The organism is Cobetia sp. MM1IDA2H-1 (genome assembly GCF_002916775.2).
Lineage (GTDB): Bacteria > Pseudomonadota > Gammaproteobacteria > Pseudomonadales > Halomonadaceae > Cobetia > Cobetia marina.
In genome coordinates this window covers 2279410-2298699 of sequence record NZ_CM133225.1, presented here as the reverse complement: position 1 = coordinate 2298699, position 19290 = coordinate 2279410, and the positions used below count along the sequence as shown (strand labels likewise).

At 62.7% G+C, this 19290-nt stretch carries 15 protein-coding genes; 8 read left to right on the top strand and 7 right to left on the bottom strand.

Features of this window, described 5'->3' with window-relative positions; all coding sequences use genetic code 11:
• The first annotated feature begins 195 nt into the window (after positions 1–195).
• On the top strand, positions 196–1260 hold the full coding sequence (locus BOH68_RS09810) for a helix-turn-helix transcriptional regulator (protein WP_077371242.1): 1065 nt from the start codon (positions 196–198) through the stop codon (positions 1258–1260).
• Positions 1261–1392: 132 nt separating this feature from the next.
• Here the strand turns inward: BOH68_RS09810 and BOH68_RS09805 are convergent, their stop codons facing one another.
• The 3 genes from BOH68_RS09805 to BOH68_RS09795 all read right to left on the bottom strand — a co-directional run bounded on the left by BOH68_RS09805 (position 1393) and on the right by BOH68_RS09795 (position 5907).
• Complete coding sequence (locus BOH68_RS09805; RefSeq protein WP_077371244.1) at positions 1393–3372, bottom strand: tripartite tricarboxylate transporter permease; 1980 nt, start codon at positions 3370–3372, stop codon at positions 1393–1395.
• A gap of 79 nt (positions 3373–3451) precedes the next feature.
• Positions 3452–4585: a Bug family tripartite tricarboxylate transporter substrate binding protein gene (locus BOH68_RS09800; protein ID WP_077371246.1), complete on the bottom strand. Its 1134-nt coding sequence runs from the start codon at positions 4583–4585 to the stop codon at positions 3452–3454.
• Positions 4586–4791: 206 nt separating this feature from the next.
• Complete coding sequence (locus tag BOH68_RS09795; RefSeq protein WP_219815735.1) at positions 4792–5907, bottom strand: 4-oxalomesaconate tautomerase; 1116 nt, start codon at positions 5905–5907, stop codon at positions 4792–4794.
• A 134-nt stretch (positions 5908–6041) separates the two neighbouring features.
• Between BOH68_RS09795 and BOH68_RS09790 the strand changes: the two genes are divergently transcribed.
• Together BOH68_RS09790 and BOH68_RS09785 are read left to right on the top strand one after the other, a co-directional pair.
• Entirely contained in the window at positions 6042–6932 is an 891-nt protein-coding gene (locus BOH68_RS09790) for a LysR family transcriptional regulator (protein WP_077371248.1), read from the top strand.
• 267 nt (positions 6933–7199) lie between these two features.
• Positions 7200–9032 (top strand): dipeptidase, encoded by a 1833-nt coding sequence (locus tag BOH68_RS09785; protein WP_240704312.1) that lies wholly within the window; start codon positions 7200–7202, stop codon positions 9030–9032.
• Positions 9033–9223: 191 nt separating this feature from the next.
• Here BOH68_RS09785 and BOH68_RS09780 read toward each other — a convergent pair whose 3' ends face one another.
• Positions 9224–10672, bottom strand: coding sequence for an amidase (locus tag BOH68_RS09780; protein WP_077371250.1), 1449 nt, complete (start codon positions 10670–10672; stop codon positions 9224–9226).
• A gap of 242 nt (positions 10673–10914) precedes the next feature.
• On the opposite strand from BOH68_RS09780, the gene BOH68_RS09775 reads away from it, so the two are divergent.
• On the top strand, positions 10915–11109 hold the full coding sequence (locus BOH68_RS09775; RefSeq protein ID WP_077371330.1) for a DUF3008 family protein: 195 nt from the start codon (positions 10915–10917) through the stop codon (positions 11107–11109).
• Positions 11110–11315: 206 nt separating this feature from the next.
• Here BOH68_RS09775 and BOH68_RS09770 read toward each other — a convergent pair whose 3' ends face one another.
• On the bottom strand, positions 11316–12086 hold the full coding sequence (locus tag BOH68_RS09770) for an OBAP family protein (protein WP_077371252.1): 771 nt from the start codon (positions 12084–12086) through the stop codon (positions 11316–11318).
• Positions 12087–12348: 262 nt separating this feature from the next.
• Here BOH68_RS09770 and BOH68_RS09765 point away from each other — a divergent pair, with 262 nt between their 5' ends.
• Both BOH68_RS09765 and BOH68_RS09760 read left to right on the top strand, forming a co-directional pair.
• Positions 12349–13077: an HAD family hydrolase gene (locus BOH68_RS09765; RefSeq protein WP_077371254.1), complete on the top strand. Its 729-nt coding sequence runs from the start codon at positions 12349–12351 to the stop codon at positions 13075–13077.
• Positions 13078–13307: 230 nt separating this feature from the next.
• Positions 13308–14360 (top strand): capsular polysaccharide synthesis protein, encoded by a 1053-nt coding sequence (locus BOH68_RS09760; RefSeq protein WP_077371256.1) that lies wholly within the window; start codon positions 13308–13310, stop codon positions 14358–14360.
• Between the two features lie 233 nt (positions 14361–14593).
• Here the strand turns inward: BOH68_RS09760 and BOH68_RS09755 are convergent, their stop codons facing one another.
• A complete protein-coding gene (locus tag BOH68_RS09755; protein ID WP_258038139.1) occupies positions 14594–15025 on the bottom strand; it encodes a hypothetical protein in 432 nt (143 codons plus the stop codon).
• A 389-nt stretch (positions 15026–15414) separates the two neighbouring features.
• On the opposite strand from BOH68_RS09755, the gene BOH68_RS09750 reads away from it, so the two are divergent.
• Positions 15415–17046, top strand: a complete 1632-nt coding sequence (locus BOH68_RS09750) for a BCCT family transporter (protein WP_077371258.1) — start codon at positions 15415–15417, stop codon at positions 17044–17046.
• A 102-nt stretch (positions 17047–17148) separates the two neighbouring features.
• Here the strand turns inward: BOH68_RS09750 and BOH68_RS09745 are convergent, their stop codons facing one another.
• On the bottom strand, positions 17149–18159 hold the full coding sequence (locus tag BOH68_RS09745) for an LLM class flavin-dependent oxidoreductase (protein WP_077371260.1): 1011 nt from the start codon (positions 18157–18159) through the stop codon (positions 17149–17151).
• Positions 18160–18391: 232 nt separating this feature from the next.
• Between BOH68_RS09745 and BOH68_RS09740 the strand changes: the two genes are divergently transcribed.
• Positions 18392–19162 (top strand): extensin-like domain-containing protein, encoded by a 771-nt coding sequence (locus BOH68_RS09740; protein ID WP_077371262.1) that lies wholly within the window; start codon positions 18392–18394, stop codon positions 19160–19162.
• Positions 19163–19290: the final 128 nt, after the last annotated feature.

The following is a 19290-nucleotide window of genomic DNA, read 5'->3' as shown; positions in this document are numbered from 1 at the left end:
CAAGATGCAATACTTATATGATAATGAGATTGTTTTGCTTTCGGTAATCATTGTATTTTGTCGCCTCGGCCGTATTCGAAAGCCTCGGCCTGACATGGCCGTTGAGTGGCACCGTTCGACTCTTCAGCCGTCAGTGCGATCCGCAGCAAGCGGTATGCCTTCATCAGGATTCACATTGCAGGGATTTGCAGCGACATGTCACAGCCGCTTGGAGACACTGCCGACAGTCGGGCCACTCGCCGCGCCATGGCCCCACCTCAACAGAGCTCCGCACCGCCCAGCGAGCGGCGCGGCTGGCGAATGGCGAAATATCCGCATTGCGAGGGACAGGTGCAGGAGCTGCATCCCTGGCGGGATGCGCATCTGACGCTGTGTGATCTCGAGGTATCATGCGCCTATCATGGCCAGCATCAGTTTCACGAGGGCCTCTATCTCTGCCTGGTGCTGGAAGGACGGCTGACGCTATCTGGCGTGGACGGCGTGGGGGTCGACTTGCTCGCGGGGCAGGGGGGAATCTTTCGCCCGGCGAGAACGCAGTCTGTGCCGCCGACGCTGAAGAGCTACCACCCTGAAGGTCGCCTGCGCTGCTTGAGCTTGCATCTGGAGGGCGAGGCGAGCCAGTCGCTGCAGGTGCGACGCGGGCTGGCGAACTGGGATGAATTGCCGTGCACGCGCCTTTCCAGACCGATGGGCTGGACGCCGGGGCGCTGGCTTCATCAGCAATTGGATGAGTGTGTCAGAGTCCCTGGCAGTGATGGCGCACGCGGGGAGTGCGAGACGCCTGTGGTCACCGCCTGCGAGGGGGAGATGCTGGAGTGGCAGGGGATTGCGCTGCAGTTGTTGGGGGCGGCACTCAAGCGGGGTGCTGGTGAGGTGCAGGGCGTGCCGGCTTTTTCTTCCTCACCATTACCGTCCCCATCGCGACCCCACGGCGCCTGTCGACATCTCGAGGCGGTGCGTCAGCGGCTGAAGATGGCGCCGGAGCGTCAGCATGCCTTGCCGGAACTGGCGCGGCTTGCCTGCATGAGCGCGTCGAGTCTGCGCCAGAAGTTTCGCGAGACCTATGGTTGCTCGCTGAGCCAGTATCAGCGCGAATGTCGCATGCAGCGCGCACGTCAGGCCTTGTTGCAGGGCATAAGTGTGCAGCAGGTGGCGCATCGTGTCGGCTATGCGCATGCCTGCAACTTCGCGACGGCCTACCGACGTCATTTCGGGCTCTCGCCCCAGGCTGTGCGGGCTCGGCCGCAGCGGGCTGACTGAGCACTGCTGGCCGTCAGCCTTCGTCATGGTCGGGCGTGAAAAGAGAACGGGCACCCTCAGGGTGCCCGTTCTCTTGTCGTTGCCTGGTGTCTCTTGCGCTGCGTTGCGTGGCTGTCTGCGGCGCGAGAGGCCTTACAGGAAGGGAATCATCGGCAGTACCACGTCATCCAGCAGGCCTGTCGGGTAGTGCAGGTTCATCGCCGCCTGCATGCCGAGCAGGAAGACTGCCACGCCCAGCGCGAAGAGCCCTGCGAACAGCGGTGACTTGCGTGCGATGGTGAGCTGGAAGCCCAGGCAGAACAGCACGGCGGTGGAGACGAAGCCCAGCAGCGCACTGACGCCTATCAGCACGAAGAAGCCTAGTACCACACCCACTGCCTTGAAGGCCGGTTGCTTGACGAGAATCATGCCGCGACGCCAGCCGTTGAAGACCACGGCGATCACCGAGAGCAGCGTGATGAAGGCGGCCAGCGTCGGGAAGGCCTTGCCGAGTGGCATCAAATCCTTGACGTCGTAGAGCGCCCACAGGGCGGCTGCGCCCATCATCAACAGCAGCAGGAAGTCGACGCCACCGAAGCCACGCGATTCCAGCACATCCTCTTCCGGCGACGGCGCGGTCTCGACCACTTCATGGGTCTGGCGACGACGCATGATCGCCTTGCGGATCACCGGCAGGAAGAATGCCAGCAGGATCAGGCCGAGAATGATCAGCACGCCCGGACGCAGGAAGGCTTCGGCGCCGTGGAACTGCATGCTCTGATAGAAGTAGTTCTCGGCGCCCGGTGCCAGCACGAAGCCGATCAGGAAGGCCGGACGCGACCAGCCAGCACTCTTGAACAGCACACCGATCATGCCGATCATGCCCAGCGCGGCCCAGTCACCCAGCGAGCGGCTGGCCTGATAGGCAGCGAACAGGATCAGCACGGTGATGGCAGGGGCCAGAATGGCGAAGGGTACACGCGTCAGCTGCGCGACCGGACGCGCCAGCATCAGACACAGGCCCGCGCCCAGGATATTGGCCAGCGCCAAAGACCAGATGATGGTGTAGGTCATGTCCAGATTGGTGGTGATCATCGACACGCCAGGTTCCAGACCCAGCAGCAACAGCCCGCCCAGGAAGACCGCCGCCGTGCCGGAGCCTGGCACCCCGAACAGCAGGGTCGGCACCATGGCACCACAGGCGCAGGCATTGTTGGCGGACTCCGGCGCGATGACGCCGCGGATGTCGCCCTTGCCGAACTGGCTCGGGTCCTTGGCGGTCTTGACCGCGAAGCCGTAGGTGATCCAGTCGACCACGGAACCCGCCAGACCCGGGATGGTACCGATCAGGCTGCCGATCCCGGCGCAGCGCGCGACCAGCCACCTGTTCTTGACCACATCCTTGATGCCGGCAGACCAGCCCTTGCCCAGGTCAGTGTTGCCGTCCTTGGCGATGCTGCCACGTCCCAGCAGCAGCTCGACGATCTCCGGCAGGGCGAAGATGCCCAGACCCAGCACGATCAGCGGCACCCCGTCGTACAGATAATCGATATCCAGATTCATGCGGTACTCGCCGGTCGCCGGTGCGGCGCCGATGGCACCGACCAGCAGGCCAAGACCACAGGCCGCCGTGCCCTTGAACAGGTTCTTGCCGGACAGCACCGCCACCATCGTCAGACCCAGCAGCGTCAACACGAACAGCTCTGCTGACGAGAAGGCCAGTACGAGGGGGCGCGCGACGAGGATGAAGCCGGTCAGGATGATGGCACCGATCACGCCCCCACACAGGGAGGACAGGAAGGCACTGGTCAGCGCACGCGCCGCCTGGCCTTTCTTGGCCAGCGGGAAGCCATCAAGCACCGTGGCCTGCGACGCGCTGGAGCCGGGAATGCCCATCAGCACCGAGGCGAAGGTATCGCCGGTCGGGATGACCGCGACCATGCCCATCAGCATGCCCAGTGCATAACCGGGGTCGAGCCCGTAGAGAAACGGCAGCAGTAGCGCCATGCCGGCGATGCCGCCCAGGCCGGGGATGATGCCGACCAGCAGGCCGACGAAGATGCCGATCATCATGAATAGCAGATGCGTCAGCGTGAAGACGTGTCCAATGCTGGACAGGAGGGTGTCGATCATGGCGTTGCTCAACCTCTTGTTCTTCTCTGGTGCTTCTTGCGCTCTCCAGCGTCATGGCGCTGGAGAGCGTCAGTGGGCTTCAACGAGATTGCAGGCGAATACCGTGTCGTTCCATCAGCCAGTGCTTGACCCATTCGTGCTGGGTTTCGCTCAGTTGCATGGCGTCTTGCAACTGCGCCGCTGCGGCCTTGCCGACCATCAGGCCATAAGGACCGACCTTCACCGCCGCTTCCTTGAGGAACTCGGGGTCCTTGGCCATGTCACGTGCCGCCTGACGGTATTGCTCCAGCAGTGCTGGATCGACACCCTTCGGCACCAGCAGCATCTTCTGCATGGCGTAACCGGAGGCGAAGAACTTGTGGAAGATCTGATAGGCCTCGTCATCGCGTGAATGGCCTTCCTGCGCCAGATACAGCTCGGAGAAGGTCGGCAGGTCCGGGAAGGACGGGTCGCGCTCGATGTGGCCTTCGTCATCCATCACGCCGAGACTGAACAGCGGCACGGCCTGGCCGGCGTCGACCAGCGGCGTGACGTTGCTCCTGTAGGCGGAGGTGGTCTGGAAATCGAGGGCGACTTCGCCACGCTCGAAGGCCAGGCGACCTTCACCACGGCTCTTCATGCCGAAGACCGGATCAACCTGGAAGTCGAGCAGATCGAACGCCATCAACACCGGCATCTCGAGCCCGGTCGGGTTCTGGCCGGCGAACTTCACCGTCTGGGAGGCGAGGGCCTTGAGCGCACTGGCGCTGTCCTTGCCCAGCGAGCTTGAGGCATAGACGACACCGCCTGTCGGGGCGGCGAGGATCGGTTCCCAGTCGGCATAGTCGTAACGCACGCGGCGGTCGCGCAGCATGGCCGGATACTGGGTAGAGGCCGAGGTGACGACCATCTCGTCGCCGTCATCGCCGGCACGCTTGCTGAACAGGTTGACGCCGGTGATGGAACCGCCCCCCGGCACGTTGTCGATGACGACAGCCGGGTTGCCCGGCAGGTCCCTGGTTACCCAGTTGGACATGAAGCGTGCCCAGACATCGGTGCCGCCCCCGACCCCGAAGGGCACGGTCCAGGTCAGGGTGTCAGGGACTTCCGCCGCGGCGTGCACGGCGGAAGACAGCGGCAGAAGGCCCATGACGGGCAGCATGACGGCCAGGGCGGTGGTGCGGGCATGGCGCTTGAGGGCATGGCGTTTGGGCGTAGACACGATGAGGGACATGGTCTGACTCCTGATTATTGTTGGAATGCGTTGTCAATCAGTGATGCGCTAACTGCATGGCGGCGCAGAGAGGTCATTTCATTTCAATCAAATGCATTGTAAATCAATCTTCTGCAGTACTTTCGTCACGCTTGTCGAGGCGCTGTCGGCGCAGAGGTGCATGCGATCGTGAAAGCCTGGCGATCCTGCACGCGCGCGGACTGCGCTCAGGCGCGTTCAGGCATTTCCAGCGAGTCCGGGAGGTTCAAGAACACCTCGCCACTCATGATCTTGCGTGCCGTGCGCAGCAGGGACACACGGCTGGGGGTCATCGGGTCGTCATCGGCGTGTTCGACCTCGACGTCCAGGAACCCGGCCGGGTGTTCGAGCTTCACCTTCTCCGCCAGAGTCCCCGGTGTCAGGGTGCCGGCGGCCAGCGCCACGCGGTTGGCCAGAGTGCCGGGGAGGCTGGTCGCGACGGCCAGCGTGATGGCCCCCGTGACGGCCAGCGCGCCATGGCAGCGATGCGGCACGAAGTAGCGTGCGCACAGGGTGCCGCCCTCGGTGCGCGGAGCGGAGAGAATCACCGGCTTGGGCAGCACCGAGTCACTGACGTCACCCATGCCCATCAATTCCCCCGCCTTGAGGCGAATCTTCTCGAGGCGTGCCATCGCGTCACGGTTGGCGTCCATCTCGGCCGGCGCTTCGTTGCCTGCCCAGCCCAGACTTGCCGCTTCGATCAGTACCACCGGCGTGGCGGAGTCGAGGCAGGTCACCTCTACGCCCTCGATCACGTCGATGACCTGACCGCTGGGCAGCAGCTTGCCGGTCTTGGCACCGACAGCGCCCAGAAAGCCCAGCTTGATGGCGCTGCCGGCGCCGGGCACACCACTGATGCGCGTGTCGCCCTGGTAGGCGACGCGACCATCGGGTGTCGGGACCTGGCTGTCGATCAGGGTGCGGGTATTGAGGTTGTGAATCCGCAGACGGGTCAGGTCACCCTTTGCCGGGATCATGCCGGTCTCGATGGCATAGGGGCCGACCGCGGCCAGCATGTTGCCGCAGTTCGGCGAGAAATCGACCTTGTCGCCTTCCACATCGACCTGGGCGAACAGATAGTCGATATCCGCTTCAGGATGCGTGGAGGGGCCGACAAGGGCGACCTTGCTGGTCAACGAATTGCCGCCGCCCAGCCCATCGATCTGCAATGCGTGGCCGGAGCCCATGACCTGGCGCAGGACTTCGCGACGGCCGTCGTCATCGGCGGGGAGGTGATCCAGACGCAGGAAGGGGCCCCGAGAGGTACCGCCACGTAGGATCATGCAAGGAAGTGAATGCATCATGTTGGAACGCGCTCCTGTCTGTTTGCGCCTTTCTGAAGCATCACAGCCGATGATCTATGCATCAAATGCAAATAAAAACTATACTGTCACCATTACGCGCATTAATCCGAATAATGAATCAATAGGATAGTTGCATGCATAGATTGGAGTTTCTGGATCTGTCGGCATTTGTCGAAGTGGCCGAGAATCATTCCTTCAATGAAGCGGCGGAGCGACTGCACATCTCGCAGCCGGCCCTGTCGCGCCGTATCCAGAAACTGGAGGAAGTGCTCGGTGCAAAAGTGCTGGAGCGTACGACGCGGAGAAGCCGACTGACGCCAATTGGACGTGATTTCCTGCCAAAAGCCCGTAAGTTGCTCGAAGATTACGAATCCTCTCTGGTGGGCGTTCGCGAGCTGGCCACCCACCGCAAGGGGGTGCTGACCATCGCCTGCCTGCCCACGGCAGCCTTCTACTTCCTGCCCAGCGTGGTGCGCGAGTTCAACACCGCGTACCCCGGCATCCGGATTCGCATCCTGGATGTCAGTGCCAATGAAGGGGTCGAAAGGGTGGTCTCGGGGGAGGCAGACTTTGGTATCAACATGGTCAGTGCCCACCATCCGGCAGTGGATTTCACCTCCATCTATCGTGATCCCTTCGTGTTGGCACTGCGTCGCGACCATCCGCTTGCACAGAAACAGCGCGTCGAGTGGAGCGATCTGGATGATGTGCGCCTGATCACCGTCTCGCGTGACAGCGGCAACCGCATTCTGCTCGACAACACCCTGCTGTCCGCCGGATTGCATCTGGACGGCTTCTACGAGGTCCAGCATCTCTCGACCTCGCTGGGGCTGGTCGAGAGCGGGCTTGGCGTCGCCATCCTGCCGTCGATGGCGATGCCCGGGCCGGAGCACGAGGTGCTGTGTCAGCGTGAGCTGCCCGAGCCACGCATTGATCGCACCATTGGCCTGCTGCGGCGCCGTGGGGAATCCCTGTCACCGATCGCGGAGCTGTTCATCGAGATTCTGCTCAAGCGCTGGAACTGACCACACGCAAGGGAAGGGCCCATGAGTGTCAGGCGTACAGGGGCTGGCCAGCCTCGGTTCAATATATGAGTTGTTTATGTATAAGTTTTTTGTGTTTCACTAAAGGAACAGGTCACGGCCAGCATGTTCGACGGCGTGGCCGATGACAGCGTCTCGATGTCGCGGGATCCGCCTGATGGCGCAGGTCGGTGAGGGGCTTGCTCCCACCTCCTGCCGTCAGGCCATTGATGACGTGGATACCTGCCCAATACAAGGATGCACATGCCCATGAGTACCCGAATAGCCACTCACGCCACCTCCCGTCAGACAGCCCTTGCGCTGGGCCTGGCGCTCGGGCTTGGCAGCGCGCTGCCTGTCAGCGCAGATGAGCCGATGGCAGCCGATGACACTGGCAAGCGCGCGCCGCAGGGCGAGCACACGCTCAAGCATGAGCAGCTGGCCAGTCTGGTCGAGCAGGGGCAGGAGACACTGGCGGCAGACTTCAACGGTTTCCTCAAGCAGGTCGCGGAACGCAATCAGGAAGACAGCGCGGTTTCCGGTGCCATTGACCACTATCTGGCCGGCGAGTCGCTGGAGGGGGATGACTTCGTCAACGTCTATCGCCTGCTGGGGGTCTACAACCGACTGCAGTATGGCGATGACGTCCAGGAGCTGCTCAAGGAAATGGTCGCGATCCCGACCTTCAAGGTCGGTGAGAAACCCCAGCATGAAAACCCCGAGATCTCGCGTTTCGGTGAGTTGATCAAGGACAAGGCCGAGGCATTCGGCTTGACGTTCCGCAACGTGGATGACCGTGTCTTCGAGGTGGAGCTCAAGGGGACGGGGGAGGATGTTTTCGGCATTCTCACCCACGGGGATGTGGTGCCGGCGGACCAGGAGGGCTGGACGCTTGAGGATGGCACCCACCTGGATCCGTTCGAGGTCACCGAGATCGATGGCAAGCTGTACGGGCGTGGCACCGAGGATGACAAGGCCTCCATCGCCGCGGCGCTGTATGCCATGAAGTCTCTCAAGGAGAATGCGGTGCCGGTCAAGCGCACCATTCGTCTGATGATCGAGACGACGGAAGAGACCGGCGGTGAGGGCTTCGCCTATTACAAGGCGCACAACGCGCTGCCCGAATACAACATCGTGCTGGACAGCGGCTATCCGGCAATCACTGCCGAGAATGGCTTCGGCACCATCGATGCGCGCTTCCCGCTGGCACGCGAGACACAGACGGGGCAGGCGGCGGATGCCCTGCCGGCGATCACTTCCTTCAAGGGGGGACTTGCGACCAACCAGATTCCCGAGCGCTCCGTCGCTACTCTGCACGCCAGTGATGCCGCAGGTGCCAAGGCGCTCAACCACAAGCTGGAAGCGCTTGGCAGCCGTTACGTCAACGAGCACGGCAAGGATTTCAGCGTCGCCAGTGAAGTGAAGGGCGAGGATGTCATCGTCACGGTGACGGGCAAGTCGGCCCACTCATCGGCACCGGCCAATGGCGTGAATCCGGTGACACGACTGGCGGGACTGCTGGCCACCTCCGGTATCGATTTCCAGGACAGTGCCTATGAAGATGCCGTGCACTACCTGAATGACAATTACGGGCTGGATTATCACGGCAAGCTGCTGGGTATTGCCTACTCCCATGATTTCATGGGGCCGCTCAAGGTGACGCCGACCTATCTGGAGAAGGAGGACGACGCGCTGCGTGTCGCGGTCAACGTGCGGGCTCCGGCGGGCGAGAAGTCGCCTGAGGAACTCAGCCAGGTGATCAAGGAAAAGCTCACAGCCTATGCCAGGGAGCAGGGCATGGACGTGGCGCTGAACGTCGAGATTCGCGACTGGATGCTGCGTGACCCCAGCGGTGCCTGGCTCCAGACGCTGCTCAACATCTTCGGCGATACCACGGGACTCGATGCCGAGCCGCGTTCCTCGGCGGGGAGCACGACCGCCAAGCTGCTGCCCAATGCGATCAACTTCGGGCCGTCGATGCCGGGCGAGACCTATACCGGACATACCTCTGAAGAGTTCAAGCGTGTCGACAATCTGCTGCTGGACATCCAGATGTTCACCGAGATGATGGCCCGCATCGGCAATCAGGATTCGCTCAAGTAATCGGGTGAGTTCGCGGGGCCGCCGTCATGTGAATCGCCTTTTGCATGGCATATTGAAATAGCCCTGGAAATTGCCTCTTGCCTGGGTGACAGGCATCACATGTCAACGCCCGCCACCGCCCCTGATGAAGGGGCAGTGGCGGGCGTTGTCGTCTGTGAAGGTCGCCGGTCGGCCAGTGCGGCCGCGCGATCTCACCTCGGGCGGTAGGGCTCGGCGGGGTGCGCGGTCGGGTAGGCGTCCATATAGGCGGTGGCCGCTTTCAGGAGATGGACGTCAGCGTGCCTGGCGCCTGCCAGCTGAAAGCCGACCGGCAGCCCCTGCGAGGTGAATCCGCAGGGGACCGAGGCGGCGGGTTGGCCGCTCAGATTGAAGGGGTACGAGAACGGCGCCCATTCCTCCCAGTCGTGCCATTGGCTGGCGGGCGGCACCTGATGATTCAGGGCGAAGGGGAGGACGGCGACGCTCGGCGTCAGCAGTAGAGGGTAGTCCTGATGGAAGCGCTCAAGCTGCTGGGTGAGCCGGTGCCGGGCCTCGAAGGCCTCGAACAACTCCAGCGAGGTCCAGTCGCGGGCACGCATGGCATTCTCGACCAGGCCGGGGTCGAGCTGTTCGCGCTGGCGGGCATCGCAGCCTTCCCAGACCCCTAGCGACGCGGTGAACCAGATCTTGCGAAACATCTCGAGGCTTGAGTCGATGGGGGGATCGACCTCCACGATCTCGGCGCCAAGCCCCGCCAGACGCTCTGCGGCGCGTGCTACCCGACTGGCGATCTCGGGGTCGACATCGGCCTGCCCGAGGCGCGGGGAGTAGGCGATCCGCAGTCCTGTCAGTGGCGTGCCGATCTCCACGCCCCAATCCTCGGGTTGTCCGCGGGTGGCGTAGGGGTCCTGTGCATCATGACGGCCGATGACATTGAGCATGGCGGCGGCGTCGCGCGGGCTGCGGGTGAGCGGCCCGATACTGGACAGGGGCGCGGCCTGGGCGGGAGGCCACTGGGCTGTCCAGCCGAAGGTGGGCTTGAAGCCGAAGACACCACTGAAGGCGGCGGGAATGCGAATTGACCCGCCGGAATCCCCGCCCTGATGCAGGACTCCCAGGTTCAGGGCGGCGGCGGTGGCCGCACCCCCTGAAGAGCCGCCCGGGGTCAGCGCGGTATTCCAGGCATTGCCGGTGGCGCCATGCACGCGATTGTCGGTGACGGCCTTCCAGCCGAACTCGGGGGTATGGGTCTTGCCCAGCAGAATTGCGCCTGCCTCGCGCAGGCGCCGCACCGGAGGGGCGTCCTGCTGACAGGGCGTGGCTACCGTGGTGAGCGAGCCCTCGCGCGCCGGCATTCCGGCGACATCGGTGAGATCCTTCAGCGAGGTCGGGATGCCATCGAGCGGGCTCAGGGGCTGGCCCGCCTGCCAGCGCTGTCTGGCGTGATGCGCCGCCTCCAGCGCCGTATCATGCGCGACATGCACGTAGGCGTTGACCGCCGGATTGAGTCGCTCGATACGGGCGAGCACTGCCTGTGTCACTTGCAGCGGGTCGAACTGGCCACGTTGATAGCCGCGCGACAGCTGCTCGGCGTCCAGGGTGGTCAGGTCATCCTGGGCGGAATGTGGCGTCAGGTCGTGGGGGAATTCGGCGTCGGGCATGGCGGCTCTCCTGCGGGTGAACGGGGCCTATCGATGGATGGCATATGGCGCATCGCTGACAAGGCGTGGCCTGTTGTTCATGGCCTTGGGTCAGCGGGGAGAAACTCAAGGCTTGTCGAGGCTTGAAAAGCTCGCGGGAGAGCCGCATGGCGGTGAATGAGCATGACAGCGAGTCACCGCGTCAGGCTCGTTGGCGCCGATCATGGCGCATGAAATTCATCCAGAGTGATGGGAGGAGAGTCATGCCAGCCAAGTCCAGAGCACAGCAGATGGCAGCAGGAGCGGCGTTGGCCGCGCGCCGGGGAGAGCAGAAGGCGAGCGAGCTGGAGGGCGCTGCGCGTTCGATGTACGACTCCATGAGCGAGGAGGAACTCGAGAAGATGGCCTCCACCTCACGTGAGGGAAAACCGCGGCACGACAACCAGAGCGACGATTAGCACGACAACCAGAGCGACAACCAGCGCGACGACCAGAACGACAACCAGCACGACCGCCACGATCGAGGTGGTGCCGAGAAAAAGCCACCCCGAGTGGTTTGCTCAGATGACAGGGCGCCCGGCAATTGCCGGGCGCCCTGTCATGAGTGCTGTCATGAGTCGCGTCATTCGCTGTCGAGAGAGGGTCAGCGCTGGTCGTCCAGGCTCTAGTGAGGCGGCTGATGCGACTCGCTGTCAGGCGGTGTCGGGCCGCCATTGGCCTTCGGACTGACCTTGGGCATCGCGATATCCGCACGCTTGCTGCGGCGCTCCTCGGTGCTGATGCCCAGGCGTTCATCGCGGCGCTTCATAAGCTCCTCGTCGATCTGGCCGTCACGGGTGAAGGCCATCATCAGTTGCGGAATCCCGTAGGGGAAGTCGTCGCGGTCGATCTGCCAGGTGTGGAAGGTCTTGCCGTAGGTCGTGACCAGATCCTCGAAGTAACTGCGCTCGGCCAGTTCCGGGATGCCCGGAGCCACCAGGATGCCGGACTTCACCTCATAGTGATGGCTGTGCCAGAGCGGCTTCTCTTCTTCGGGGAGACGCTCGTAACGTTCGGCGCTAATGATGTACTCGATCCCGATCAGACGTGCGTCGCTGCGGTTGGAATCGAAGATGACGCACTGGTGGAGATCATGTTCCAGGTGGATGCAGAAATGACTGGCTTCCACCTGGCGGCCCATGTCATCGGCGTAATGGTGGAAGCCGTTGAGGTAGGTGCTCATCGCTTCCATCGGGTACTTGCGCTGCATAACCTGCGAGGCCGCGTCCAGCACCTGGTGCTTGAGCGGATGGCCGCTGCTGACCTTGCGAGCACTGTTGAGACGGCGTCCCAGAAAGAAGGCGGTCGCCGCGGCCGCGCCAGCGAGCAGGCCAGTGCCGAAGCCGCGCGTGGAGTGTGAGGCGTGATGGCATGGGGTGGACGTACGATGATGCATACTTCCTCCTGCGTGGTCGTCTCGAGTAAGTGAGAATCCCTGTCACACCTTCTCATTGCAGTGCATCTTGCTTGGCGAGGTCAAGGGATGCGCGATGGTGACGTTCGGAACACGGCAATTCGTGCTCAAGGATTGCCTTGTGTCGCCTCCGCCCTCATGAATGAGAGAAATGATGACTGTCATGGCGTCATCGTTGCCCTGACAAGCCCCCTCGGGTGACAGGCCGATGCCATGCACCTCCCTTTGATTGCCTGGAGATTGAATGAAACAGCTGATATTTGATTGTGATGGAGTCCTGGTCGATAGCGAGATCATTGCCGACGGCGTGCTCAAGGAGAAGCTGCCGCTGTGGCTGCCGGATCTCGGCACGAGCGAGCAGATCGAGCATGAGCTGGATCGCTGCCTGGGGATGATGACGCGTGACATCCTGGTGGACCTGGAAGGCCGCAGTCAGCATCGCCTGCCGGCCGATGCCCTGGAGCAGGTTCGTCTGGAGGTGGATCAGCGTCTCGCCAATGGCCTCGAGGCCATGCCGGGCGTGGTGAAGACGCTCGAGTGGATTCGCGATCAGCGCCTGCCCCTGGCGGTGGTGTCCAACAGCTCCGCCTCACGCATGAAGATCAATCTCGAGAGCTCGGGGCTGCGTGGCATTCTGGACGAGATCGCCGCAGCCAATGGAGACAGCGAACTGCCGATCTTCACCTCCGATGACGTCATCAACCCCAAGCCGGCGCCCGACCTCTATCTGCTTGCCCTCAAGACGCTGGGGCGTTCCGCCGAGGAATGCCTGGTGGTGGAGGATAGCCGCACGGGGATGCAGGCAGCCGTGGCTGCGGGTCTCAAGGTCGTGGGGCATCTGGGGGCCAGCCACATTCCGCCGGGCCACGCCGAGGTGCTGCGGGATACCGGCGCCTGGCAGCTCATCAAGCATTGGGAGGAATTCCCCGAACGCTGCCGGGAGGCAGGCCACCAGGTGCAGGAGCCGGCATGACACGATGCCGTCCGAGGTGAACGATTGACATCATGAACTCGCAGGACGGCACTGGCCGGCTGTTGTAACATCGCGGGAGTGCCGTCATCGAAAAAGTGTCACAAGGGTGTCGCCACAGCGCCGCAAGCCGCTGTGCCTGACATCTTCGCGTGTCGAGATGCCGGCAGTCCTGTCCATTCATCGCTCCCTCGTGGCTTCTGGAGCTACCTCTTCGTCTTTCGGAAATCGTGATGATCAACGCCTTCATTGCCAGTGATACCTTTGAAAACAAGGGCTATTGGCTGCGCAAGCGTGTCCCCTGGTTCAGTCGTCGCTACGACGCCCATTACGGCATTGACCAGCTTGAGCCCGGCACCCCTCGGCATCAGCAAGCCTCTGCGGCGCTTGAGCATCTGCGCGCCGCGTGCGAATGCCAGACGAGCGGACACCAGACGAGTGAAGAGCAGCAGGGCGTCGAGAAGATCATCTGGATGTATTGGCACGCCCCGCTACAAGAGGCGCCGGAAGTGGTGCAGTTGAGCGTGGCATCCTGGCAGAGACAGAATCCGGATCACGAAGTGCGACTGTTGAACGCTGACAATCTCGAGCAGGTGCTGGGCGTGGACCTCATGGCGGCGTTCGAGCTATCCACCGTCAGGCTGTCGATGGCGATGAAGACGGATGTTCTCAGACTCTATCTGTTGAGTTGCTTCGGTGGCATTTGGGCGGATGCCACGACGTTCTGCCTGGCGCCGCTCGAGACATGGTTGCCCGGCGCCACCGCCAGACATGGCGTCTTCACCTTCCGTCAGCACAAGGCACCCAGCCGGCCCGTGGAAGCCTGGTTCATCGCCGCCCGGCAAGGGTCCCCGGTGGTCACGCGGGTTCTGGCACTGTTCGTGGAGCATCTGTTCCAGCCACGCCAGACGGCCGTGTTCGTGTCCAATCGTGCCAAGAATCACGCGAAGCTGGGGATCGGACGTCAGCATCCCACGCTGCTGTATGCCGATTTCGTTCGGGACGCGGAGCGCCACGGTTTCATGCCGTATTTCTCGGTGGGCTACTTCTTCAACGAGAGCCTGCGTCAGCACTACACGCCCTCTCTGATCGAGGCGTTCATGGCGCTGGACAACCGCTTCGCCAGCAATGGTGCACCGTTCGAGGTGTTCGAGACGGCCGTGGTCTCCAAGCAGACCTACAAGCGAGACTACGAGCACCGTGAGTTGTTCAAGGCACGCAAGGCCCACCTGCTGGCGCTGCTGGAAAGGCATCCCGAGGCTGCGCCAGAAGCGGCCGAGATCTGAGCCTGGCCAGTGTCCATCCCTCGGTGTCTATCCAGGGGTGTCGACAAGCGAGGTCAGCGGCGTCGGCGGGAGGGTGATGCGAGCGTGACGCAAGAAAGCAAGACGACAAGACAGGCCCCCGGAGTCTCTCCGGGGGCCTGTCTTGTCATGAGACGTAGCGGCGGGAGCTGGTGGCAGAAGGTGTGCTTGCCGGAGAGCCCCACAGAGCCTGCGAGGCGTTGGGCGTGTGATCGCTAGCGAAAGCAGATCCTCGTACCCCAGGCCAGCAACTCCTCCTGGTTGAGGGAGCGCGACACCATGCCGATCATCTCATCCCCCCACTGATCCGCCCAGGTCAGCACGCCGTGACTGATGCCCCGCGATCTCATCAGATCGCGTATCTCTCCCGTGCCCTTGAACCACAGGGCCTTGCCATCAAGGCGAGTCAGATCGGAAATGCCGTGGCAGTGATGAATGCGCACCTTGTAGATGCCATCCAATGACATGACCTCGACGACCGGCACCATGCCCTGTTGCAGGGCGCGCGACAGGGAGTCGAGCGTCATGCTGGCCTCAGCCTGCCGCTCGGCAGGTGAGCTGACATGCAGTGTGTCAGGGGGCGTTGTAGGGAGGGTGGCATTCTCGGTGTTCGCCGTGTGGCGCGAGGTGGAGGCTTGAACAGGCATTGGGGATTCTCTCCGTGGCAGGTCATCTTTCTATCACTTGTGTACAAGTAATGTAGAAGTATTTCGGCGTGTTCGCCAATGCCCGTCAGGAGCCGCCTGCCAAAAACTGCCTGTCATGAGCTGCCTGTCAGGAATCATCTGGCAAGCTTCGCCTGCCATGAATTCACACACCGCTTTCCGACATCAGGATGATGCCCGTCATCTGACTGCCCCTCGGCGCACGCAGCGCCGGCCAGACGCAAGTTTTCCGTCGCTGGCCCTTGAAGTTCTGGGGAATCAGGGTCATGTCTACAAGGCACTGCGAATATTCGTTGGCGATAGCGCTACTCGTTTCTCGCTGGTGCGCGATCCACCTCACCGCTGTCACAGCTAACAGGGAGTAGCGATATATGACATCTGGAGGAAAGCGCGTATTCAGCGCGTCAGTCATCATCATTCTGGGTCTGGTCGCGTTGGGGGCAGGATTCCCCACCCGTTTCGGTGAATTGGCTGATCAGGCGCTTGGCGCCGTGACCAGCATGTTCGGCTGGTTCTATCTGATTTCCGTCTTTGGTTTCGTGATCTTTCTGGTCAGCCTCGCGCTGAGCAAATACGGCAAGATCCGCCTCGGGCCGCAGGATTGTCGGCCTTCCTACAGCTTCTTTTCCTGGGTCAGCATGCTGTTGGCGGCGGGGTTCGGGGTCGGGCTGGTGTTCTACGGCATGGCAGAGCCCATGCAGCACTATCTGAAGCCTCCCTTCGGTGACATGCCGGGGGAGACGCCTGAGTCCGCGCGCTACGCCATCCAATATGCCTTCTTCAACTGGGGCGTCCATCAGTGGGCCGCCTTCTCGGTCGTCGGGCTGATCATCGCCTATTTCCAGTTCAGGAAAGGGCAGGCGGGGCTGGTCTCCTCGGTGCTGTCGTCCGTGACGGCCAAGCACCCCAAGGTGCGCCGCTACGGGCCAGTTCTGGATGTCTTCGCGGTGGTGGCCACCGTGATGGGGGTCGCGACGTCGCTGGGGCTTGGTGTGTTGCAGATGAATGGTGGTCTGCACTTCGTCTTCGGAGTGGAGGAGAGCTGGCAGTGGCAGTTCATCATCATGGGGGTGATGTTCTGTGCCTACATGGCCTCGACCTGGTCCGGGCTCGACAAGGGCATCAAGCGACTGTCCAACCTCAACATGAGCATCTGCATCGCGCTGATGCTCTATGTGCTGTTCACCGGGCCGACGCTGGATATCCTCAAGACGATCACGCTGGGGATCGGCGATTATCTGCAGAACTTCATCGGCATGAGTCTGCGCATGTCGCCCTATGACGGCAATGACTGGAACAGTTCCTGGACCGTCTTCTACTGGGCATGGGTCATCGCCTGGTCACCCTTCGTCGGCACCTTCGTGGCGCGTGTCTCGCGGGGACGTACCATCAAGGAATATGTGGTGGGAGTGCTGATCGTGCCGCCGCTGCTGGCCTGTCTGTGGATCGGTGTCTTCGGTGGCGCGGCGCTCAACATGGAGCTGGGCGGGGATGTCGGACTGGCTGCCGCAACGGATGCCAACATCACGTCCGCGCTGTTCGAGATGTTCGATCTGATGCCCTTCAGCAATGTGCTGTCCGTTGTCGCGATATTGCTGATCTTCGTGTTCCTGGTGACGTCGGCGGATTCCGCTTCCTATATCGTGGCGCAGATGACGGACGCCGGCTCGATCAACCCGCCGCTCTACAAGCGTGTGGTCTGGGGCGTGTTGATCGCGGCCATCTGTCTGACGCTGATCTCGACGGGCGGTCTCAAGGGCCTGCAGTCGGCCTCGGTCCTCTCGGCCTTGCCCTTCACCTTCATTCTTTACGGAATGATCGTGGTGCTGGTGAAGGAGCTGCGTGCAGACCGCCGCCAGATGCTCAGCCAGCTCTATCGCCGTCATGGCGAGACACCGGTCGGTGCGGATGTCTTCGAGGCTGATAGCCTGGCCGAGGAAGACCGCATCCGTCGTGCGCCGGACGTCAAGAATCGCCGAGTGAACCCGCGCGATCATCATTGAGCCGAGCCCGTGCTCTGACAGCAAGACGCCGCTCACATGTCATGTGGGCGGCGTCTTGCGTGGGGCAGGAGGGTGGGGCGTGGTGGGGAAATCCCCTTTCGGTCAACGCCTGGCGACCTCGGCCAGTATCTCGTAGCTCTTCAGACGGTCCGCGTGGTCATAGAAGTCCGAGTTGAACATCAATTCGTCCGCCTGCGTCACTTCCAGCAAGTGCTCGAGTTCGCGGCGAATGCGCTCAGGCCCACCGATGATGGCGGCTGCCAGATTCTGGCCGACCATGGCTTCTTCCCGCGCTGACCAGTCCAGCGTCTCGCGGGGTGGCAGGGCGCGCGTGCTCTCGCCGCGGATCAGGTTGAGGAACTTCTGTTGCTGGGTGCTGGCCAGGAAGTGGGCGCGTTCATCACTCTCGGCGGCGATCAACGGCAGGCCTAGCATCACGTAGGGCGCGTCCAGCACCTCGGAGGGCGTGAAGTTCTCGCGATAGAGCCGGATGGCCTCCAGCATGTAGCCGGGCGCGAACTGGCCGGCGAAGGCGAAGGGCAGTCCCTTCTCGGCCGCCAGGCGTGCACTGAAATCACTCGACCCCAACAGCCACAGGGGCACATGAGTGCCCTGACCTGGCATGGCCTTGACGCGCTGGGCGGGGGAAGCCTCGCCCAGGTACTGCTCAAGCTCGGCCAGCCGCTGAGGGAAGTCGTGCACGCCGGCGGAGGGATCGCGGCGCATCGCCTGCATGGTGATGCCATCGGAGCCCGGCGCTCGCCCGAGTCCCAGATCGATGCGGTCAGGATAGAGCGTGGCCAGGGTGCCGAACTGCTCGGCCACCACCAGAGGGGGATGGTTGGGCAGCATGATGCCGCCGGAGCCGACTCTCAGACGTGATGTCTTGCCGGCGACATGGCCGATCAGCACTGATGTCGCGGCACTGGCGATCCCATCGATGTTGTGATGCTCGGCCAGCCACAGGCGATGAAAGCCCAGCGCTTCGACATGCTGGGCGAGGCTGACGCTATTGTGGAAGGTTTCGGCAACACTGCCGGTGTCTCGGATGGGGGCAAGGTCCAGCACCGAGAGCGGTATCCTGCCCAGTCGTGAGGTGGATGCTGTCGTCATGTTCGCTCCTGAAATCGCGTTGCCGTGCAGAGGCAGCCAGAGAATCGCGGCCCATCAGGGTGCGTCTGACCGCTCTGCTGGATTGCGCCCAGCATAGTGGACAGGCGAGTGTCTGGCAGCGCCTCATCCTTCATTTCACTGTTTCTGATATGGCATGCATGGGAGATGTCTCGGGCATGCCGGGAGCCTAACGCGGCGACGAGGGGCTCGAGTCACGAAGAGGAGACATGTCATGGACAGACCGCAACGCAAGGCAGGACACAAGGGCCGGTGGGTCACGCTGACCTGCCTGGCAGTCATCCTGTTGGGCGTCGCGCTTCAGCGGGACATCCTCGTGCTGTCACGCTGGATACCCGCGCATCATCTGCCGTGGACGCCCCTGCAACTGGGCGACCCGCCCGGCATGCTGACCGGCTGGAAGCTCTCACGACTCAACGATGACCCGGCCGCCTGTCGCGCCTTTCTCGAGCGGGAAGCCCCGCAACGGGTGACCTTTCTGCCGGATCGCTCCAGTGACAGTGGCTGTGGGCTCATCAACAGCGTGCGCATGCATGCCGTGCCCGGGGACACGGGCAAGGGGCAGGGCGTTCGCTTCAACCAGTCCTTCATCGCCAGCTGTCCATTGGCCGTGAGCTGGTTGCGTTTCGAGCGCCATGGCCTGCAGACGGCGGCGCAGGAGGTGATGGGGAGTAGGGTGGCGCAGGTGGCCCATCTGGGGAGCTATGCCTGTCGCAATATCTATGGGCGTGAGAACGCACGTCGCAGTGAGCATGCCACCGCAGGTGCGCTGGATGTCTCAGGCTTCACGCTGGCGGATGGGCGTCAGGTCCGCCTGCCACGCGACTGGACGGCACCAGAGGATGAGGCTGCCCCGGGGCGTTTCCTGCGCGCCGTGCAAGACGCTGCCTGCGAGAGCTTCGGCACCGTGCTGGGGCCAGATTACAACGCGGCACATCGTGATCATTTCCATCTTGGCACACGGGGCTGGCGATTCTGCCGGTGATTCCTCACGGCGTCTGAGCGGCGCTTGCCAAGCCGGCCAACCTTGATCGAAAAGGGCACTGATGCGACTCGCACAGTGCCTTTTTCATGTCTGATGACTTCGCCATTTCCGGTGTGACATGGCACGAC